Source organism: Myxococcus sp. CA051A, from assembly GCF_013336705.1.
Lineage (GTDB): Bacteria > Myxococcota > Myxococcia > Myxococcales > Myxococcaceae > Myxococcus > Myxococcus llanfairpwllgwyngyllgogerychwyrndrobwllllantysiliogogogochensis.
Genome location: NZ_JABUMS010000015.1, coordinates 1 through 16664, shown reverse-complemented (window position 1 = coordinate 16664; position 16664 = coordinate 1). Strand labels below are relative to the sequence as shown.

Annotated in this window: 8 protein-coding genes; all 8 read left to right on the top strand. The window is 64.7% G+C overall.

From position 1 onward, the window contains the following. Window position 1 precedes the first annotated feature (1 nt). The 8 genes from HUA74_RS33855 (at window position 2) to HUA74_RS33820 (ending at window position 16578) form a co-directional block, all read left to right on the top strand. Window positions 2–6991: an RHS repeat-associated core domain-containing protein gene (locus HUA74_RS33855; RefSeq protein WP_174457864.1), complete on the top strand. Its 6990-nt coding sequence runs from the start codon at window positions 2–4 to the stop codon at window positions 6989–6991. A 7-nt stretch (window positions 6992–6998) separates the two neighbouring features. Beyond that, the gene (locus tag HUA74_RS33850) at window positions 6999–7190 is read left to right on the top strand and encodes a hypothetical protein (protein ID WP_174457863.1); all 192 of its coding nucleotides are present in this window, start codon (window positions 6999–7001) and stop codon (window positions 7188–7190) included. Between the two features lie 307 nt (window positions 7191–7497). Next, window positions 7498–8229 carry a class I SAM-dependent methyltransferase gene (locus HUA74_RS33845; RefSeq protein ID WP_174457862.1) on the top strand — a complete coding sequence of 244 codons (732 nt, stop codon included), beginning with the start codon at window positions 7498–7500 and terminating at the stop codon, window positions 8227–8229. 174 nt (window positions 8230–8403) lie between these two features. Beyond that, entirely contained in the window at window positions 8404–8838 is a 435-nt protein-coding gene (locus HUA74_RS33840) for an SMI1/KNR4 family protein (RefSeq protein WP_174457861.1), read from the top strand. A 51-nt stretch (window positions 8839–8889) separates the two neighbouring features. After that, window positions 8890–9321 carry a hypothetical protein gene (locus HUA74_RS33835; RefSeq protein WP_174457860.1) on the top strand — a complete coding sequence of 144 codons (432 nt, stop codon included), beginning with the start codon at window positions 8890–8892 and terminating at the stop codon, window positions 9319–9321. 32 nt (window positions 9322–9353) lie between these two features. Then, entirely contained in the window at window positions 9354–9545 is a 192-nt protein-coding gene (locus tag HUA74_RS33830) for a hypothetical protein (protein WP_174457859.1), read from the top strand. A gap of 631 nt (window positions 9546–10176) precedes the next feature. Beyond that, complete coding sequence (locus HUA74_RS33825; protein WP_174457858.1) at window positions 10177–11775, top strand: putative metal-binding motif-containing protein; 1599 nt, start codon at window positions 10177–10179, stop codon at window positions 11773–11775. A gap of 30 nt (window positions 11776–11805) precedes the next feature. Then, complete coding sequence (locus tag HUA74_RS33820; RefSeq protein ID WP_174457857.1) at window positions 11806–16578, top strand: RHS repeat domain-containing protein; 4773 nt, start codon at window positions 11806–11808, stop codon at window positions 16576–16578. Window positions 16579–16664: the final 86 nt, after the last annotated feature.

The window sequence follows — 16664 nt, the reverse complement described above, 5'->3', positions numbered from 1 at the left end:
CATGAGACACGATTCAGAATCCCCGCGTCCGCCGGGACGCCGCAAGCGGTTCGCGGCGAACCTCACGCTGTTCTTCTATGGCGCCCAGCTGCTCACCAGCTGCGGCCCCGCGCTGACGTCCTCCTCTGGAGACGAGGATGGACAGCCACTCCCTCAGGCACGAAGCGCGCTCCTGGACGTCCCCATCGAGCTGCGCTCCGACACGATTCTCGACACGGCCTTTCCCGGCACGGAGGCACCCGGAGTCACGGCCTTCACGGCGGATGTGACACCGAGCGGCTCGGCCACCGTGTCGCTCCCGCTCTGGGTTCCTCCGGGGCGCGCGGGCCTCCAGCCGTCGCTGTCGATTGTCTATGACAGCAATGCCAGCGACGGGCTCCTCGGCCCCGGCTTCAACCTGGCGGGGTTGTCACAAATCACGCTGTGCCCCAACTCGTTCGCACGGGACAACGCGCTGCACTCCGTGGACTTCATGCCGGACGAGGGGCTGGCCGCGAAGAACCGCTACAGCAGGGCCTGGTGCCTGGACGGCGTCCGGCTCGTTCCGGCCGGCGGTTCCGACGCCCGGGCCTTCAAGACGGAGCACGACACCTACGCCTCCATCCGCATCCCGGAGGGAACCACCCTCCACGCGCCTGACACCTTCGAGGTTCGGGGGCGCGATGGGCTCATCCGGACCTACGGCAAGGGGCCGGGCTCGCGCGAGGACGCACTCGTCAAGGGCATCCATTCGCAATACGAGCAGGGGCCCAACGAGACCATCCAGACCGTGAACAACAACACGGTGCGCATCGCCTGGGCGCTCGCCTCCATCGAGGACCGCTTCGGCAACCGGATGGAGGTGTTCTACGACCAGGCGCCCCTCGGCGCTCCGTCCGGTGCATGGCACCGCCCTTCGCGCATCGTCTACACGCAGTTCCGCGACGCCTCGGGTGTCATTGAGCCGGGTCAGCGCGAAGTCACCTTCGACTATGAGGCCCGGACGGATGTCTTCACCGGCTATCTGGCGGGCGTGAAGGTCGGCCGCGACTTCCGACTCTCCCGCGTCAACATGAAGGGCCCCGGGTTCGCCCCGGGTGCGAGCACCCTGTCTCAGGTGCTGCTGCGCTCCTACAAGCTGAAGTACTACCTGGGAACCCTCAGCAAGCGCAGCCTCCTGACGGAGCTGCGGGAGTGCGACGGCAAGGACATCTGCAAGACGCCCGTGCGCTTCGAGTGGGAGCAGGGCTCGTGGGACTTCGAGTATCCGCCGGCCCAGAGCGTGAGCGACGCCGCCGCCGGCGCGGGCCTGAATGCCTTTGGCCTGGGCGCGGGACGCCAGGGCCTCGCGTACTTCGTGCGGTCCGACAAGATGGCCGAGGACGAGCTCGATTGGACTGACCCGACCTCCGGAATGAGCACCGACTTCACGGTGCAGCTCTGGAGGGACACGATGCGGCTGATGCAGTTTCCGGACGCCGCGTCCCCTTCGCTGGTGGCGTCCGACGTCACGGGCGGCTCCATCTGGTACCCCTACTTCAACATCGAGGGAACCATCTGGCTCGATGATCTCTGGGACTTCTTCTTCGGAGGCAACGACCCGGGAGACTTCTGTGGGCAGCGCCATGAGCGCAACCTGTATCCCATCGTGACGGACTGGGATGGCTTTGGCCGCTCCACCGTCACGCCGCTGTCTTGCAAGTGGGACAAGTCCAATTTCGGCCAGCACCCGGTCCCCTTCTATGGCCATGCCCGTGCCGGCGACACTGAAATGAAGGTTGTCGGCTCCGAGCCGAACTCGCAGTACTGGCTCGACGTCGACGGAGATGCCCGCAACGAGCGCGTATGGATGGGGCAGCACGAAATCGACCTGACGGCGGACTCCGACACGACAGTGACCGCCAAGCGCCGCGTCGTCGTCGACAGGACGGCGCAGAACCGCATCACCAAGATGTCTCCGGTGGGCTACTTCCAGGCCGCCCGGCTCGGCATGCGCGTGGTGGACCTGGATGGAAGCGGGAAGATGAGCATGCTGGGCGTGGGTCCCAATGGGAACGCGTTCCTGGATGCGCTCACCTACCGGGAGGTCTCGACGACCAACGTCAACGAGGCGGAGCTGAAGGTCGTCCCGACCTCCGTGCGCACGCCCTTCACGATGCCGGCCCTCTTTCCGTCGCTCTACGCCTCCACGTTCGACTTCGTCGACGTCAACGGAGACGGCCTGCGGGACGCGGTGGCGCTGGGGGTGACGAGCATCTCCGACCCGGCCATCAAGCTCCGGGTCCAGTTCAACACGGGCAAGGGTTTCACCGAGGTCCGGGAGACCGTCATGCCGAGCAACATCGCCACGATGCTGCTCGGCGCCAAGACGGAGCATGGCGACTTCGACGGCGATGGCCGGGTGGACTTCGCCATCTTCAAGAATGGCAGCCCGGTGCAGTTGCTGCTCGCCGGTCCGCAGGGCGACTTCACCACCCATGAGAACCTGTCGATTGTCCCGAGCGGCGACAACAAGGAGTGGGCCCAGGTCATCGACACCAACAACGATGGCCTGCTCGACTTCACGTTTCGCCAGGGGAACAACCTTCGTGTCGCGCGTCGCATCAAGGCGACCGACGTGCTCAAGAAGGTGCACGGGAACATCCAGATTGCCAGCTACCTGGGCTTCTCCGGCCTGAGCTACTCCTTCGAGTACGCCCCGCTCTCGCAGGGCAATCCGCACGGAGCCGTCACGCCGCCCGAGGCGTTCTACGCCAAAAGCTACGTGGAGACCGAGACGAAGCCGTGGCTGCGCCTGGCCTCCGAGTCGATGCGCGTCGTCTCACGCATGTCGCTCAACTCGAATGACGAGCAGGTGCGGAGCTGGCGCTATCTCTACCGAGATGGCCTCTCCGATACCCGGGGCCTGGGCTGGCTGGGCTTCGGTCAGCGCATCGTCGTGGACGAGGTGACGGGCGCGCGCACGACGACGACGTACAACAACCGGCACTCGGTGGACAGCACGCTGGACCGCAAGGCCTCGGCGCCCCTGGCGCACTTCCCGCAGGAGGAGACGACCGAGGTCGCCCTGGACGCGAACACGAGGCTCCAGACGAAGCGGACCTGGACCTATGCCCTGACTCCGGCGACCCATTCCACCATCTGGCAGCAGTACGCCCGTCGCGTCGTGGAGACGGTGCGCGAGTTCAAGGGTGGCGCCGAGACGGTGGTGTCGGAGAGGGAGTCGCTCACGGAGCTCGATGACAAGGGCAACCCTGTCTACAGCACGACCCTCACGCACAGCGCGGACAAGACCGAGCAGGTGAAGGTCGTCACCACGGGGCGGGGGTTCGACTCCACGACGTGGCTGCCCACCGGAGTGTGGACTGTCTCCAGCGCGTGGCAGTCTTGCGCCAGGGCACTGGAGGTCGGCTGCACGGGCCCCGCGGACGCGGCGAACACCCGGACGCAGCAGGTCACCTACGGCACGAAGGGGCAGGTCGAAAGCACGGAACTGGAGCCCTCGCGTTTCGAGGAGGTCGTGACTCCGACGACGTCCGAGACGTACCTGAAGACACGCTTCGAGCGGAACGAGCGGGGCCTGGTCCAGCGAGTCGTCCAGCAGGGCCGTGAGACGGAGCGTGCGGAGTCGGTGACGTACGACACCGTCGACCAGACGCAGGTGGCCACGTCCACCGACGCGGGAGGGGCGACGTGGCGATACCTGTACCACCCTGGCATGGGCGTGCTCGCGCAGACGGCGGACCCGAACGGCGTGAATACGCGCTACCAGTACGACGGCTTCGGCCGCCCGCGCGTGGTGACGCCGCTGTACATGGGGCCCTCCGTGGCGCCGGCGGACCAGTCCATCGTTCGCACGTACTACGAATGGAATGGCCCGTTGCCGCAGCACCGCACCCAGGTGGCGACGGACACGGGGACGGTGGATGAAACCATCACCCGCTTCGACACGCTGGGCCGGCCCGTGGCGACCCAGGGAGCCCGCTTCGATGGACAGCCGGTGACCTCCAGCGTCACCTATGACGTCCAGGGGCGTGTGCAGAAGTCCGAGGCACCTCGCACCAGCACCGAGCAGCCGACGTGGGAGTCCTACGAGTACGACCCCCTCGGCCGCGTCACGGCGCGCCGCTTCGGGGACGGGACGACGGGGCCTTCCGGAAAGCTCCTGGAGCGCATCGCGTACACGGTGCCCGCGTCCTACTCCACCCAGACGGTGGTAACGGACGCCATCAACCAGGCGAGGAAGACGCTGCTCGACTTCCGCGGGCTGATGGTGCGGTCGACCGAGGCGGTGGGGACATCGAAGGAGGCGACCATGACGTATGGGTATGGTCCCTTCGGTCGGCTGGAGTTCACGGATGACCCGCAGGGCCATCGCAGCGCGAACTTCTATGATGGCTTCGGTCGGCTCGAGCGGACGGTGGACCCGAACGCGGGGACGCGGACCTTCCTCTACAACGCGTTCGGCGAGGTGAAGAGCGACTCGGACGGCCCCGTGGGCATGCCCGGCCTCATCACCACGTCGTACGAGCGGGACGTGCTCGGCCGGGTGCGCACGGCCACGAACGAGAAGGAGAGCCTGTCCTATCTCTATGACCAGGGCCCGGGTGCCATCCGGCGCCTGTCGCGTGCGACGCGTACGCCCACCGGCAATCCCGCGGGCATCGTCATCACGAATCATGTCTATGACGACTTCGGCCGCGAGACGAACACCTCGCAGGAAGTCGCCGGCGGCACGCAGGTGATGAGCCGGCAGTACGACGCCTACGGACGGGTGAGCCGGCTCACCTACCCCGTCATGTTCAACGGGCAGCCGGTGTCGATTGGCTACTCGTACACTTCGCGAGGCGACCTCTCGAGCATCTACCGGACGAACTCCATCACCAGCTACTGGTCGGCGCTCGCGCGAGACAGCGGGGGGCGGCTGACGCAGGCGCGCTATGGCAGTGGGGTGGTGCGTGACTTCCGCTACGACACCATGGGTCGTCTGCGGTTCCTGGACGCGAAGCGCAGTGGTACCAACGTCCAGCGACTCGCCTACGAGTACACGGACAATCACAACCTCTCCGCCCGCCACGACCTCATGGTCGGCGCGACGGAGAAGTTCACCTACGACGCGTTGGACCGGCTGGAGCGCTGGAAGGTCCAGCAGAACTGCCAGACGCTGGACGTCCAGTTCCAGTACGACGCGCTCGGCAACCTGCTCAGCCGCTCCCCTGTCACCGGCTTGGAGCCGACGTCCACGCTGAACTACACCCTGGGCGCGACGGGTGGACCGCACGCCGTCAAACGGGCGCAGTTCGGAGCGGACTCGCTCACCTACGAGTACGACCACCGGGGCAACCAGACGGCCTCGCGCGACGTTTCGAACAACGAAGTCCGGACCGTCACGTACACGCCCTTCGATTTGCCGGAGTCCATCACCCAGGGGGGCCAGACGGTCCGCTTCGACTACGACGCGTCCGGAACGCGCGTGCGCAAGCAGAAGAGCGGCGGCATGGAGGAAGTGCTCTATGTCGGCGGCCTCTACCAGCGACGCAAGCAGGGGCTGACGACGACACACGTGATCAGCATCCCCAGCCCCGAGGGCATCATCGGAGAGCTGTCGTGGGACGAGGGGTCGAGCACGGAGAGCGCCCGGTACTTCCTCAACGACAAGCAGGGCAGTCCGGACACTGTCACCAACGCCGCGGGCGCGGTGGTGGAGCGCATCAAGTTCGAGCCCTACGGCGGACGACGAGACGCGACCAACCTGTTGCAAGCGTCCAGCGCGAGCTACAGCGGCGCGAAGCGGGGCTTCACCGGGCATGAGCAGGATGAGGAGCTGGGTCTCATCAACATGCGCGGGCGCATCTACGACCCGCGGTTGATGCGATTCATCAGCGCGGACCCCGTCATCGCGGATGCGGGCTCGGTGCAGGCGTACAACGCGTACTCCTATGTGTTGAACAACCCGATTCGCTACACGGACCCCAGCGGGTACACGCCCTACGGTGGAACGCTGGTGGGTCAGTGGGGAGGCAGCTCGGGCGGTGGGTATGTGCCGGGACCGAACCTGGTGGCGGAATCACTGCTGCGGCACGAGTCCGCACCGGGGGCCACGCCGTTCCTGCCCTCGGTCGACCTCCGTGTCCCCAGCGTGGAGAGTCTGGATGACGCGAAGGCGCAGCCGGATGCCCACCACACGAATGACATCGGGCAGAGCTCTGGCGGGTCCAAGGCCAGCCTGACTTCGCTGATGACAACCGCCGCGGGGAAGATTGGGGCCGCCTACGACCAGTTCCCGTGTGGCTTGTCCCTCGGGTGCCATGTCGGCAGGTCCATTGCCAAGGGCCAGCTCGACAGCATGGTGGCGGCCGCGACGTCGTATGAGCGCTACGAGCCTGTCAGCAAGCTCGCCGCGGTCAGCTACGCCGTCAACGAGTTCATCCCGTTCGTGACGGCGGGAGAGAGCTATCTCCAAACCAAGTCAGCCTGCGGCAACGGAGAAACAGGCGGCTGCGTCGTCGGCGCGGGGAAGACGGCCTTCTACACACTCGCCTCTGGCGCCAGCATCTTTTCCATCCTCGAATCGGGCGGCGGCGTTGCATCCGTGCTCAGAGCCCCCGTCAAGAAAGTCCGTGGAGTGGTGGACGATGTTGCTCGAGCCTTCGGGACTCGAGCCCCCCCGCCCAGTGGCTCCTTCTCCATGACCAAGAACGCGGCAGGTGGAGAGGTCTGGACCTCCAATGGGGAGATCATCCAGTTCCATTTCGCCCCGCACGTGAATGACGCCCTCACCAAGGGAGATGTACACATTCTCTCGGGGGCTCACGGCTCACGCGGGGGCAGAATCACTCCGGCGCCAAATTTTCTCAGGGATGACAAAATTCGTTGGAGAAATGACCCCAACGTGAAAATCCATGACATCACCAAGATGAAGCCCGAGGAAATCATGAACATCCTCCGAGGCGAGGGAACCATCGTCGGGGGCTTCTGCTATAGTGATATCTGCCTCGCACCCTTCAAGTAGACACGACATGACCGAAAAGAACTTGAGAGAGTACCGAGCAATCATCCTGCTCGGGGGCCGCGCTCAGACTGAGCCGGGTCTGCGGGTCACCGTGATGGCAACCGACGGTGAAGAGGCCTTCATGCTTCTCGAGGAGAAGTATGGCAACGGCACCGTCTTCGACCTGCACAATGAAGAGGATGCGAGCACGATTCGATAACCATGCCGGCTGAACGAGCGGCTTGGAGTAGCTGAGGCTGGGCTCGCGATCTTCCAGGTCGCGGGCCCTCCTCCTCGGGGTAGGCACAATGGGCGTCCTCCCATGCCGTCCTCCGGTCTCCCCTCCATGGGAAGACGTGAGCACTGACACCGATTCTGGGAAGCGGCCAGCCCTGGATGAAGGCCACAAGCCCGCATCGTCCAGACAATCCGCCGATTCAGCCTGAATCCCCGCCCTACCGGACTGGCCTGCCGACGCGCATCCTCGAACAATCGCCCGTATTCAGCGGGCCCATCGAGGACACGTCATGGCCCATGAACACGCCCCTCACTCCGTCCACCACATCGTGCCGGGCTTCGGCGCCGACCGCGCCGCCCATTACGACGCCCAGGCCGCCATCAACCTCGCTGGCGCCCAGGCCATGTATGAGCTCGGTGTCAGCGCGCTGACCGCGCAGCTCGACGGGCAGGAAGCTGCCTCCCTGCTGTTCGTGGGCATGGGTACGGGCACGGAGCTGATGCCCTATCTGCGCTTCGGTGTTCCCGGCTGGCGCTTCACGGGCGTGGACCCGTCCGAGGCCATGCTCGACGTCGCCCGTAAGCGCCTGGAGGCCGAGGGCCTGCTTTCTCGGACGCACCTTCACGTGGGTGAGCTGCGAACCCTGCCTCCCGGCCCACTCTTCGACGGCGCGCAGATGATGGGGGTGCTGCACCATGTGGAGGGCGAGGAAGCCCGCCTGGAGCTGCTGCGCGAAGTGACCCGGCGACTCAAGCCCGGAGCGCCCTTCGTCGTGGGTTGCCGCGTCGGCAATGACCCCGAGCTGACGGACGTGGAGTTCCGGCGGCTCCGGGCCCATGGAATCCCCTCCGAGGCGCTGGAGCATCGGCGCAAGCGCATGACGGAGATCCGCCCCATCGAGTCCGATGAGGCCATGTTCGCGATGCTCGCACGAACCTCACTGGTGGCTCCGCGCCCCATCTTCGTCTCCTTGCAGTTCAAGGTGTTCCTCACCCGCTTCGAGCCTGGAGGAATGCGCTGAAGCTCTGTCAACGACGCTCGTGAGCGAAGTGCAGGCGCGCATCGCGGGCCGCGCCTGTCGCGCCATCGGGGTCGACCTCCACAGGGGTGGTGCCAGGTCGAAGAACAACCCTCCTCTGGATTCACGTGGGCGTATGCTGGTCGCAGGCTCAGGTCAGCCTCTGGGAGGAGTTCCTTGCATCCCACCAGCGCCATCGAAGCAGATGCCGTGAAGCAGCCCATGCTGTTCCGCTGGAGGAATCCCCTCCCCGAAGACACCATCCTCCGCTGGGCAGGGAGACACGGAAGTGTCCCCACGGACTTGCTGCGATTCTGGTCGTCGACGGGAGGAGGAGAGGCGTTTGAAACGGAGACGTTTCTTTCACCCGTTGGCGATCCTGCGACTGGCGACGACATCGACGGCGTCACTTCCAGCTATCGACAGGCCGGGCTCGCCCCCGGCTGGGTCGTCTTCCATGTCGGTCTTGGTCTCTCCGCCTTTCATCCCATCGACGCGCGCTTCGCATGGTTCGACCAGCGGACAGGTGAGCCGACTCAAGTCTTCAAATCTCTTGATGACTGGTATCGAGGCACTCTTCGCCACGAGTACGCGGTCCGCTACGCTCTCTAGAAGGTGATACTGGGAAGCACCTTCACGGCCGATGCCCGCCAAGAGAACTCCATGAGCCAAGAGACCCAGGATTCCATTCAGGGATTTGAATATGACTGGCTGGCCTGCGACCAGGACGGGTTCGTGGGCTTCTTCAGCACCGCTGGCGGCGGCTACGCGCCGGACGCGTTCCTCCAGGATGTCGACGCACACGACCACGCGATTGCCATCATCCGATCCATGGTGCCGAGCACGGCGCCGGTCCCCGAACCTGGCCAACTCTCCGAACCGGGCGACCCTTGGCAGCAGATGGCTGCGCGAGGGCTCTATGCCTTCGACTCGTCGTTCCACGGCGGCCCCTATCGGCTCACCGCCGCACCCACAGCCCCCGTGCGACTCAGCGACCTCCCCGAGGCGGCGGCACGCGTCGCGGGCAAGCTCATCTACAACGGCCTTCGCTTCTCGGAACTCAAGTCCATCAGCGAGGACCTGCTGCTATTGTGATGTCTGCCTCGCACCCTTCAAGTAGACAGGACATGACCAAAAAGAACTTGAGAGAGTACCGAGCAATCATCCAGCTCGGGGGCAGCGCTCAGACTGAGCCGGGTCTGCGGGTAACCGTGATGGCAACCGACGTTGAAGAGGCCTACATGCTTCTTGCGGAGAAGCATGGCAAGGGCACCGTCTTCGACCTGCACAATGAAGAGGATGCGAACACGATTCGATAACCATGCCGGATGAAAGATCGGCTCCGGGGTAGATGAGGATGGGCTCGCGGTCTTCCAGGTCGCGGGACCTTCTCCTTCCCGGGAAGGACACAGGCCACGGTTCCAGCTCAGGCCTGTGCCCCCAAAATCAGGAGCAGTGAGGACCCGCTACGCGCGGCCCGTACAGCGGCTGACCTGCGTGTGAGTTGGCGCCCACACCGAGCCTCCGCCCAGGGCAAGCAAGAGCTCCATCGTTTCGAGCAATTGAGCGAGCAACTTCGCCCCTCATTGTCCGTGCCCATTCCATCTCTCGAATGAGCACGTCCGAAGGCTTCGTTACCCCTTCCAGCTTCGGGAGACGCTGAGGAACTCCGAAATCCTGGAAGGTCCATCCCAGGTCATCTCGGCCCCATCGCGCGGCCGATTCAGCCATCCCACGTGGGCTGGATGCAGGTCCCGTCTCGTGGACGGACTGCTCGCCTGCGACGTGGACAGGCCCCTCCACGAGCCTTCGGCGCGTCCATTGCAGAACACGTGGACTCCGCGAACGCACCCGGCACCCGCCGAGCCACTCACCTGCAAGAGCCAGCCAGGCTCGGCCCATAGCCACGCGTCTCGCGAGACGACTTCTCGCAAGCCTCGAAAGCTCATCATGCCTCGACCCTCCTATGCCCCTACGCGGCTGTGGCGCCTCCATGCCTATCGGTTGGCACTGCTCGCCATCATCATCGCCCTTCCCACGCTCGCGGCGACACCGGCAGCCACAGCGCCCTTGCTGGATGCTGGAACAGCCGTGGCCCCCATGGCTTGTAACGGCTGCGATCCGCCTCCGGACATCTGCGAACCAGAACGATGTGACGGGTTCGACAATGACTGCGACGACCTCATCGACGAGGGAGTCCTCCTCACACTCTACCGAGATGCGGATGGGGACCGAAAAGGCGCCGGCCCTGGACGACAAGGCTGTCTTGCGCAGGGGTGGGTCACCAACAACAGTGATTGTGACGACAGCAATTCCTCCCTCTGGCAATGGGTGCGGTACTACCGCGACGCGGATGGAGACGGATTCGGGGCTCCCGGAAACTGGAAGGACGCCTGTGGGATGCCCGCTGGCTACGTCACCGATGCCACCGACTGCAACGATGGCTCGGCATCCGTCAAACCAGGTGCCTTCAAGTCCTGCGGCATTGGGGCTTGCGCCACCAGCGTCCCGGCCTGCGTCAACGGCGCCGAGACAGCTTGCATCCCCAGGCCCGCGACGCAGGAAGTGTGCGACCAGGTCGACAACAACTGCAATGGGCAAGTGGATGACCTGCCACCTGTCTCCTGTGGTGTGGGCTTCTGCCGGCGAACAGTCGCTGCCTGCGCCGACCACTGCGAACTGGAGGAGTCGCGCGACGGGAAGCCGCCCATCGAGGTCTGCACCTGGGGAGCCAACACCTGCTGGCCGGGCGCACCTCGAGCCGAAGTCTGCAACGGCACGGACGACAACTGTAACGGAACAACGGACGAAGGCGTCCTGCTGACGCTCTATCGCGATGGGGACGGAGACGGTCATGGAGCAGGAGCCCCGACTGGAGCCAGTTGCAATGTACCCGCGGGAGCCTCCTCCAGCGGCCTGGATTGCAACGATGCGAACGCGGCGGTGCACCCAGGGGCTCTGAAACACTGTGGCGTGGGCGCCTGCGCAGCCAGCGTCCAGTCCTGCGTCAACGGGACTGAGCAGACCTGCACCCCGTTCCCTCCTGAGCCGGAGTCATGCGACCAGTTCGACAACGACTGCAACGGGCAGGTGGACGACGCTCCACCCAAGACCTGTGGCGTCGGTGCGTGCATGCGCAGCGTTCCCGCATGCGCCATGGCGTGCTGGTACGAGGAAGCCAGAGACGGCAAACCGCCAAGGGAAGTGTGCGAATGGGGGGACTACGGCGTCTGCACTCCAGGTCAACCTCGTCCCGAGGTCTGCGCCAACGACATGGACGAAGATTGCAACGGCTGGCCCGACGACAACAGCAACACCTCCACATGGGTCCAGTTCTTCGCGGACCAGGACCATGATGGTCATGGGGCCAATTGGGAGCCCCAGAGCGCCTGTCGACAACCAGCGAATACATCCCGCACTCCTGGGGACTGTGACGACACCCGGGCTGACATGAAACCAGGCTCCGTTGAGGTCTGCGACGGCATCGACAACAACTGCTCGGGGACTCCGGACGAAGGCAACGTCTGTGACCAGTCCTTGTGCCAATAACCCCGCATTCTCCTTTCGACAATCTCCATCATGAGACACCACTCACAAACCTCACGTCCCCCGGGGCGCCTCAAGCGCTTCGCGGCGAACCTCATGCTGTTCTTCTACGGCACGCAGTTGCTAAGCAGTTGCGTGCCCGCGGGCTCACCTCCGGAAGGAGGCGACGCCTTGGAGGTCGCGCGCGCCCGGGCCACGCTCGACGCCATTCCCTTCGAGCTGCGCCCCGACACGATTCTCGACACCACCTCCGCCACGCCCGAAGCACCTGGCATCACCCCCTTCACCGCGAACGTGACGGCCGACGGTTCTGCCGCCGTTTCGATTCCGCTCTGGGCTCCTCCAGGACGCGCGGGCCTCCAGCCCTCGCTCTCCATCGTCCATCACAGCCAGGGCAGTGACGGACTGCTCGGCCCGGGCTTCAACCTGGCGGGCTTGTCTCAAATCACCCTCTGTCCCAACTCCTTCGCGCGCGACGGCATGCTCCAGGCCGTGGACTTCCGCCATTGGATGTTCGCGACGGGGTCCGACACTCTCGACTTCTACAAGCGAGTCTATTGTCTGGACGGCGAGCGACTGGTGCCCGCTGGCGGCACAGGTGCGTTCAAGACAGAGCAGGATGCCTACGCATCCATCCGCATCCCCGAAGGCAACAGTCCCGCCAATCCAGAGACCTTCGAGGTGCGGGGACGAGACGGACTCATCCGGACCTACGGCAAGACGACCCAGGTCAATGGGACGCAACGAGAGGACGCGCTCATTCGGGGCTTCGACTCCGGTCGCAAGCGCAACGTCGACGGCACCATCTCGATTGAAAACAACGGAATAGCGACCATCACCTGGGCGCTCGCATCCATCAGGGACCGCTTCGGCAACCAGATGGATGTGTATTATGAACAGGCGCCCGCCGTTGACGAGACGTCCGTCGCCTGGCATCGCCCGAAACGCATTGCCTATACCAGCTTCCGCCGCGAAGGCGTCAACCCGGAGACTCAGTCGCCAGAGGTCACCGTCGAGGACGGCCGACGTGAGGTCACCTTTGAATACGAGTCCCGGCCGGATACTTTCACCGGCTACCTCTCGGGAGTGAAGGTCGGACGCGACTTCAGGCTGTCACGCATCAACATGCGAGGCCCGGGCCTCGCTCCTGGTGGCAGCACGGTCACCACTGTCCTGCTGCGCTCCTATCGGATGAAGTATTACCAAGGCGCGGTCAGTCGCCGCAGCCTGTTGACCGAGCTGCGCGAATGCGATGGCCGCGACATCTGCAAGACGCCCATTCGCTTCGATTGGGAACAGGGCTCCTGGGACTTCGACTCCCTCCCCGCCGTCAACGTGAGTAACGCCAAATCTGGGGTGGGTCTCAATGCTTTCGGGCTGGGCGCTGGCCGGCAGGGCCTCGCGTACTTCACGGGCTCCGTCCTCATCGACGAGAACGATTACAGCTTCCCCACGGACAACACCGTGCAGGTCTGGGAGGACCGGATGCGGCTGCTGCAGTACCCGGACGCCTCCTCCACTGCGCTCGACCTTTCCGACATCAGCGGCCTCGTCCGCTGGGATCCCTTCTTCAATAATGATGGGAACCCCGTCGGCGGAGGGGACGCGAACCATTTCTGCGGCGACCGCGAAGACCGCAATCTGTATCCCATGGTAACGGACTGGGATGGCTTGGGCCAATCCACCGTCGTCGGCCTCTCGTGTTTGTGGGGGGTATTCCGGGGCAGCCCCTTCTTCACTCCCGTCTATGCCCATCAAGTCAATCACCTGTCCGATGAGACGCATGTAGTCGGCTCCGAGCCGAATCCGCAGTACTGGCTGGATTTGGATGGTGACCGGCGCAATGAGCGCGTGTGGGTGGGGCGACATGAGGATGATCTCAATAATCCGAACTATCCGGACCCCTCCGTCAGGCGTCGCGTCGTCATCGACAATCCCATTCCGCCCTCGACACTCAGACCGCCCATGGTGCCCAGCACCAGGGCGAGCCCCATGTCGGAGTCGCTCATCTACCAGAGTTCCCGCCTCGGCTTGCGGGTAACGGATCTGGCTGGCACCGGCAAGATGAGCCTGGTGGGCCTGGGCCCGAGCACGAGCCCGAGCATGTTCCTGGATGCGGTCAGCTTCCGGGAGGTCCCGTCAGGCTATTCGACCGCAGGTGAGCTGAAGGTCGTACCGACCACGTTGCGCAGGCCACCCAACTTTGCCCCGGTCTTTCTGAACCTGTTCGCCTTCACCTTCGACTTCATCGACGTGAACGGTGACGGCCTCCAGGACGCTGTGACGCTTGGGCAGCTCAAGGCGACCGACGTGACGCTCAAACTCCTGGTCCAGCTCAACACCGGCAGGGGCTTCACCGAGGTGCGTGAGACGGTGCTTCCCAGCAACTTCAGCACCGTGCTGCTGAACGCCAAGACGGAACACGGCGATTTCGACGGCGATGGCCGCGTGGACCTCGCCATCTTCCGCCCAGGCTCTCCAGTCCAACTGCTGCTCGCGGGTCCCCAGGGTGACTTCACCCAGCTCATGACCCTGTCGAGTGTCCCCAGCGGGGACAACAAGGAGTGGTCTCAGGTCATCGACGTCAACAACGACGGCATCCTGGATTTCACCTACCGCGTGGGCAACGAGCTGCGCATCACGCGGCGGCAGAAGCCCGTGGACGAACTCAAGCGGGTGCACGGCAACATCCAGCTCGCCACCTACCAGGGCTACTCCGGCTTGAGCTACTCGTTCGAGTACGCGTCGCTCGCCCAGAGCAACCCGCACGGCGCTGTCACACCAAGCGAGCCTTTCTACGCCAAGAGCTACACGGATACGTCGGCGAAGCCGTGGCTTCGGCTGTCGCCAGAGACGATGCGGGTCGTATCGCGCATGTCCATCAACTCCAATGAGCAGCGAGTGCAGAGCTGGCGCCACCTCTATCGAGATGGCCTCTCAGATGCACGAGGACTGGGCTGGTTGGGCTTCGGGCAGCGCATCGTCATCGACGAGGTGACGGGGACTCGCACCACCACGACCTACGACAACAGGACGACGGTCGAGGGCTCGAACCGTCTTGCGAAAGCGCCCCTGGCACACTTACCCAAAGAGGAGCTCGTCGAAGTGCCGACGGATGCGAACACGCGCATCCAGACGCAGCGGCAGTGGTTCTATATCCGCACGCCAGAGGTCCATGCCTCGACGTACCGGCAGTACGCCAGACGCATTGTCGAGACGGTTCGCGAAATCAGGAACGGCTCCGCGACGGTGGTCTCCGAGTCGGAGGCGCTCACTTCGCTGGATGACTACGGCACCCCGCTCTCGCAAACGGTGCTCATCCACGGGGCGGGCACGACCGAGCAGGTGAAGACGGTCACCGTGCCGACCTTCAACACCACCACCTGGCTTCCCCAGGGGACCTGGACCATCACCACGTCCTGGATGTCCTGCGCCAGGGCTCCCGTGGTCGGTTGTTTGGGACAGCCCGATGCCGCCAACGTTCGCACGCAGCAGGTGACCTACGACTCGCGCGGTCAGGTTGAAAGCGCCGAGCACGAGCCGTCGCTCATCGGCGAGGCCGTGACACCCTCCACCTCGGAGACGTACCTCAAGACGCTCTTCACCCGAAACACCAAGGGCCTCGTCGAACAGGTGTCACAGCAAGGCAGCGGCGTCACCCGCACCGAGTCGGTGACGTACGACAGCCTCGACCAGACGCAGCTCACGACCACCACGGACGCCGAGGGCGCCACCTGGCGCTATCTCTTCCATCCGGGCCTGGGAGTCCTCGCGCAGACGGCCGACCCCAATGATGTCCACATGCGCTTCCAGTACGACGGCTTCGGCCGCCAGCGCATCGTCACACCGATGTACCAGGGGCCCTCCGTGGCACCCGCGAACAAGTCCATCGTCGAGACGCACTACGAATGGAACGGTCCCCTGCCACAGCATCGGACCGAGGTGGCCACGAGCGCCTCCGTGAAGGATGAGACTGTTACGCGCTTCGACGCGATGGGGCGTCCGGTGACGACCCAGTCCGCGCGCTTCGACGGCAAAACGGTGACCTCCACCGTCACCTACGATGTCCTTGGGCGCGTGGTGAAGCGGGAGATGCCCCGAACGAGCAGCGAGCAAGCCACGTGGGAAGGCTACGAGTACGACGCGCTCAACCGAGTCGCTGCTCGCCGCTTCGGAGATGGCACCACGGGTCTCTCTGGCAAGCTCATCGAGAGATTCAACTACTCCGCGCCCGCGCCCTACTCCTCGCAGGCAATGTCTACAGATGCGCTCGGCCAGGTGAAGAAGACGCTCGTCGACTTCCGTGGACTGATGACCCATGCCACCGAGGCCGTGGGAACCTCCAAGGAAGCGACCATGACGTATTCCTACGGCCCCTTCGGCCGCCTGGACTTCATGGACGACCCGGCTGGCAACCGTAACGCTCTCTTCTACGACACCAAGGGTCGCCTGGAGCACACCGTCGACCCCAACTCTGGGACTCGCTTCTTTCTCTACAACGCATTCGGCGAGCTCAAGAGCCAGTCCGACGCAGCCACCGGCGCGGCCGGGCGCATCACCACCACCTACCAGCGCGACCTCCTCGGTCGCGTCCTCTCCTCCACCAACCAGAAGGAGAGCCTGGAATATGTGTACGACGACGGGCCAGGCGCCATGCGCCGCCTCACGCGTGCGACCCGTACCCCTGCTGGCAACCCCAGTGGGGTCGTCATCACCGACTACATCTTTGACGCCTTCGGTCGCGAGACGGACCTCGCGCAGCGCGGGTCGTGTCCCTATAAGTGTGTAGTCGGCGAGCAGGGATGAGCGTGAAAGAGGGAAGCTCCTCGGTGAAACCAACCGAGACGGTCTCCCCCTGGCAGGGGAGCCGAGGAGTTCCCGCCGTGGACGAT

Bases quoted from the DNA above. Each gene is read 5' to 3' on its own strand.
- HUA74_RS33855 (WP_174457864.1), top strand. From the start codon at position 2: ATGAGACACGATTCAGAATCCCCGCGTCCGCCGGGACGCCGCAAGCGG.
- HUA74_RS33850 (WP_174457863.1), top strand. From the start codon at position 6,999: ATGACCGAAAAGAACTTGAGAGAGTACCGAGCAATCATCCTGCTCGGG.
- HUA74_RS33845 (WP_174457862.1), top strand. From the start codon at position 7,498: ATGGCCCATGAACACGCCCCTCACTCCGTCCACCACATCGTGCCGGGC.
- HUA74_RS33835 (WP_174457860.1), top strand. From the start codon at position 8,890: ATGAGCCAAGAGACCCAGGATTCCATTCAGGGATTTGAATATGACTGG.
- HUA74_RS33830 (WP_174457859.1), top strand. From the start codon at position 9,354: ATGACCAAAAAGAACTTGAGAGAGTACCGAGCAATCATCCAGCTCGGG.
- HUA74_RS33825 (WP_174457858.1), top strand. From the start codon at position 10,177: ATGCCTCGACCCTCCTATGCCCCTACGCGGCTGTGGCGCCTCCATGCC.
- HUA74_RS33820 (WP_174457857.1), top strand. From the start codon at position 11,806: ATGAGACACCACTCACAAACCTCACGTCCCCCGGGGCGCCTCAAGCGC.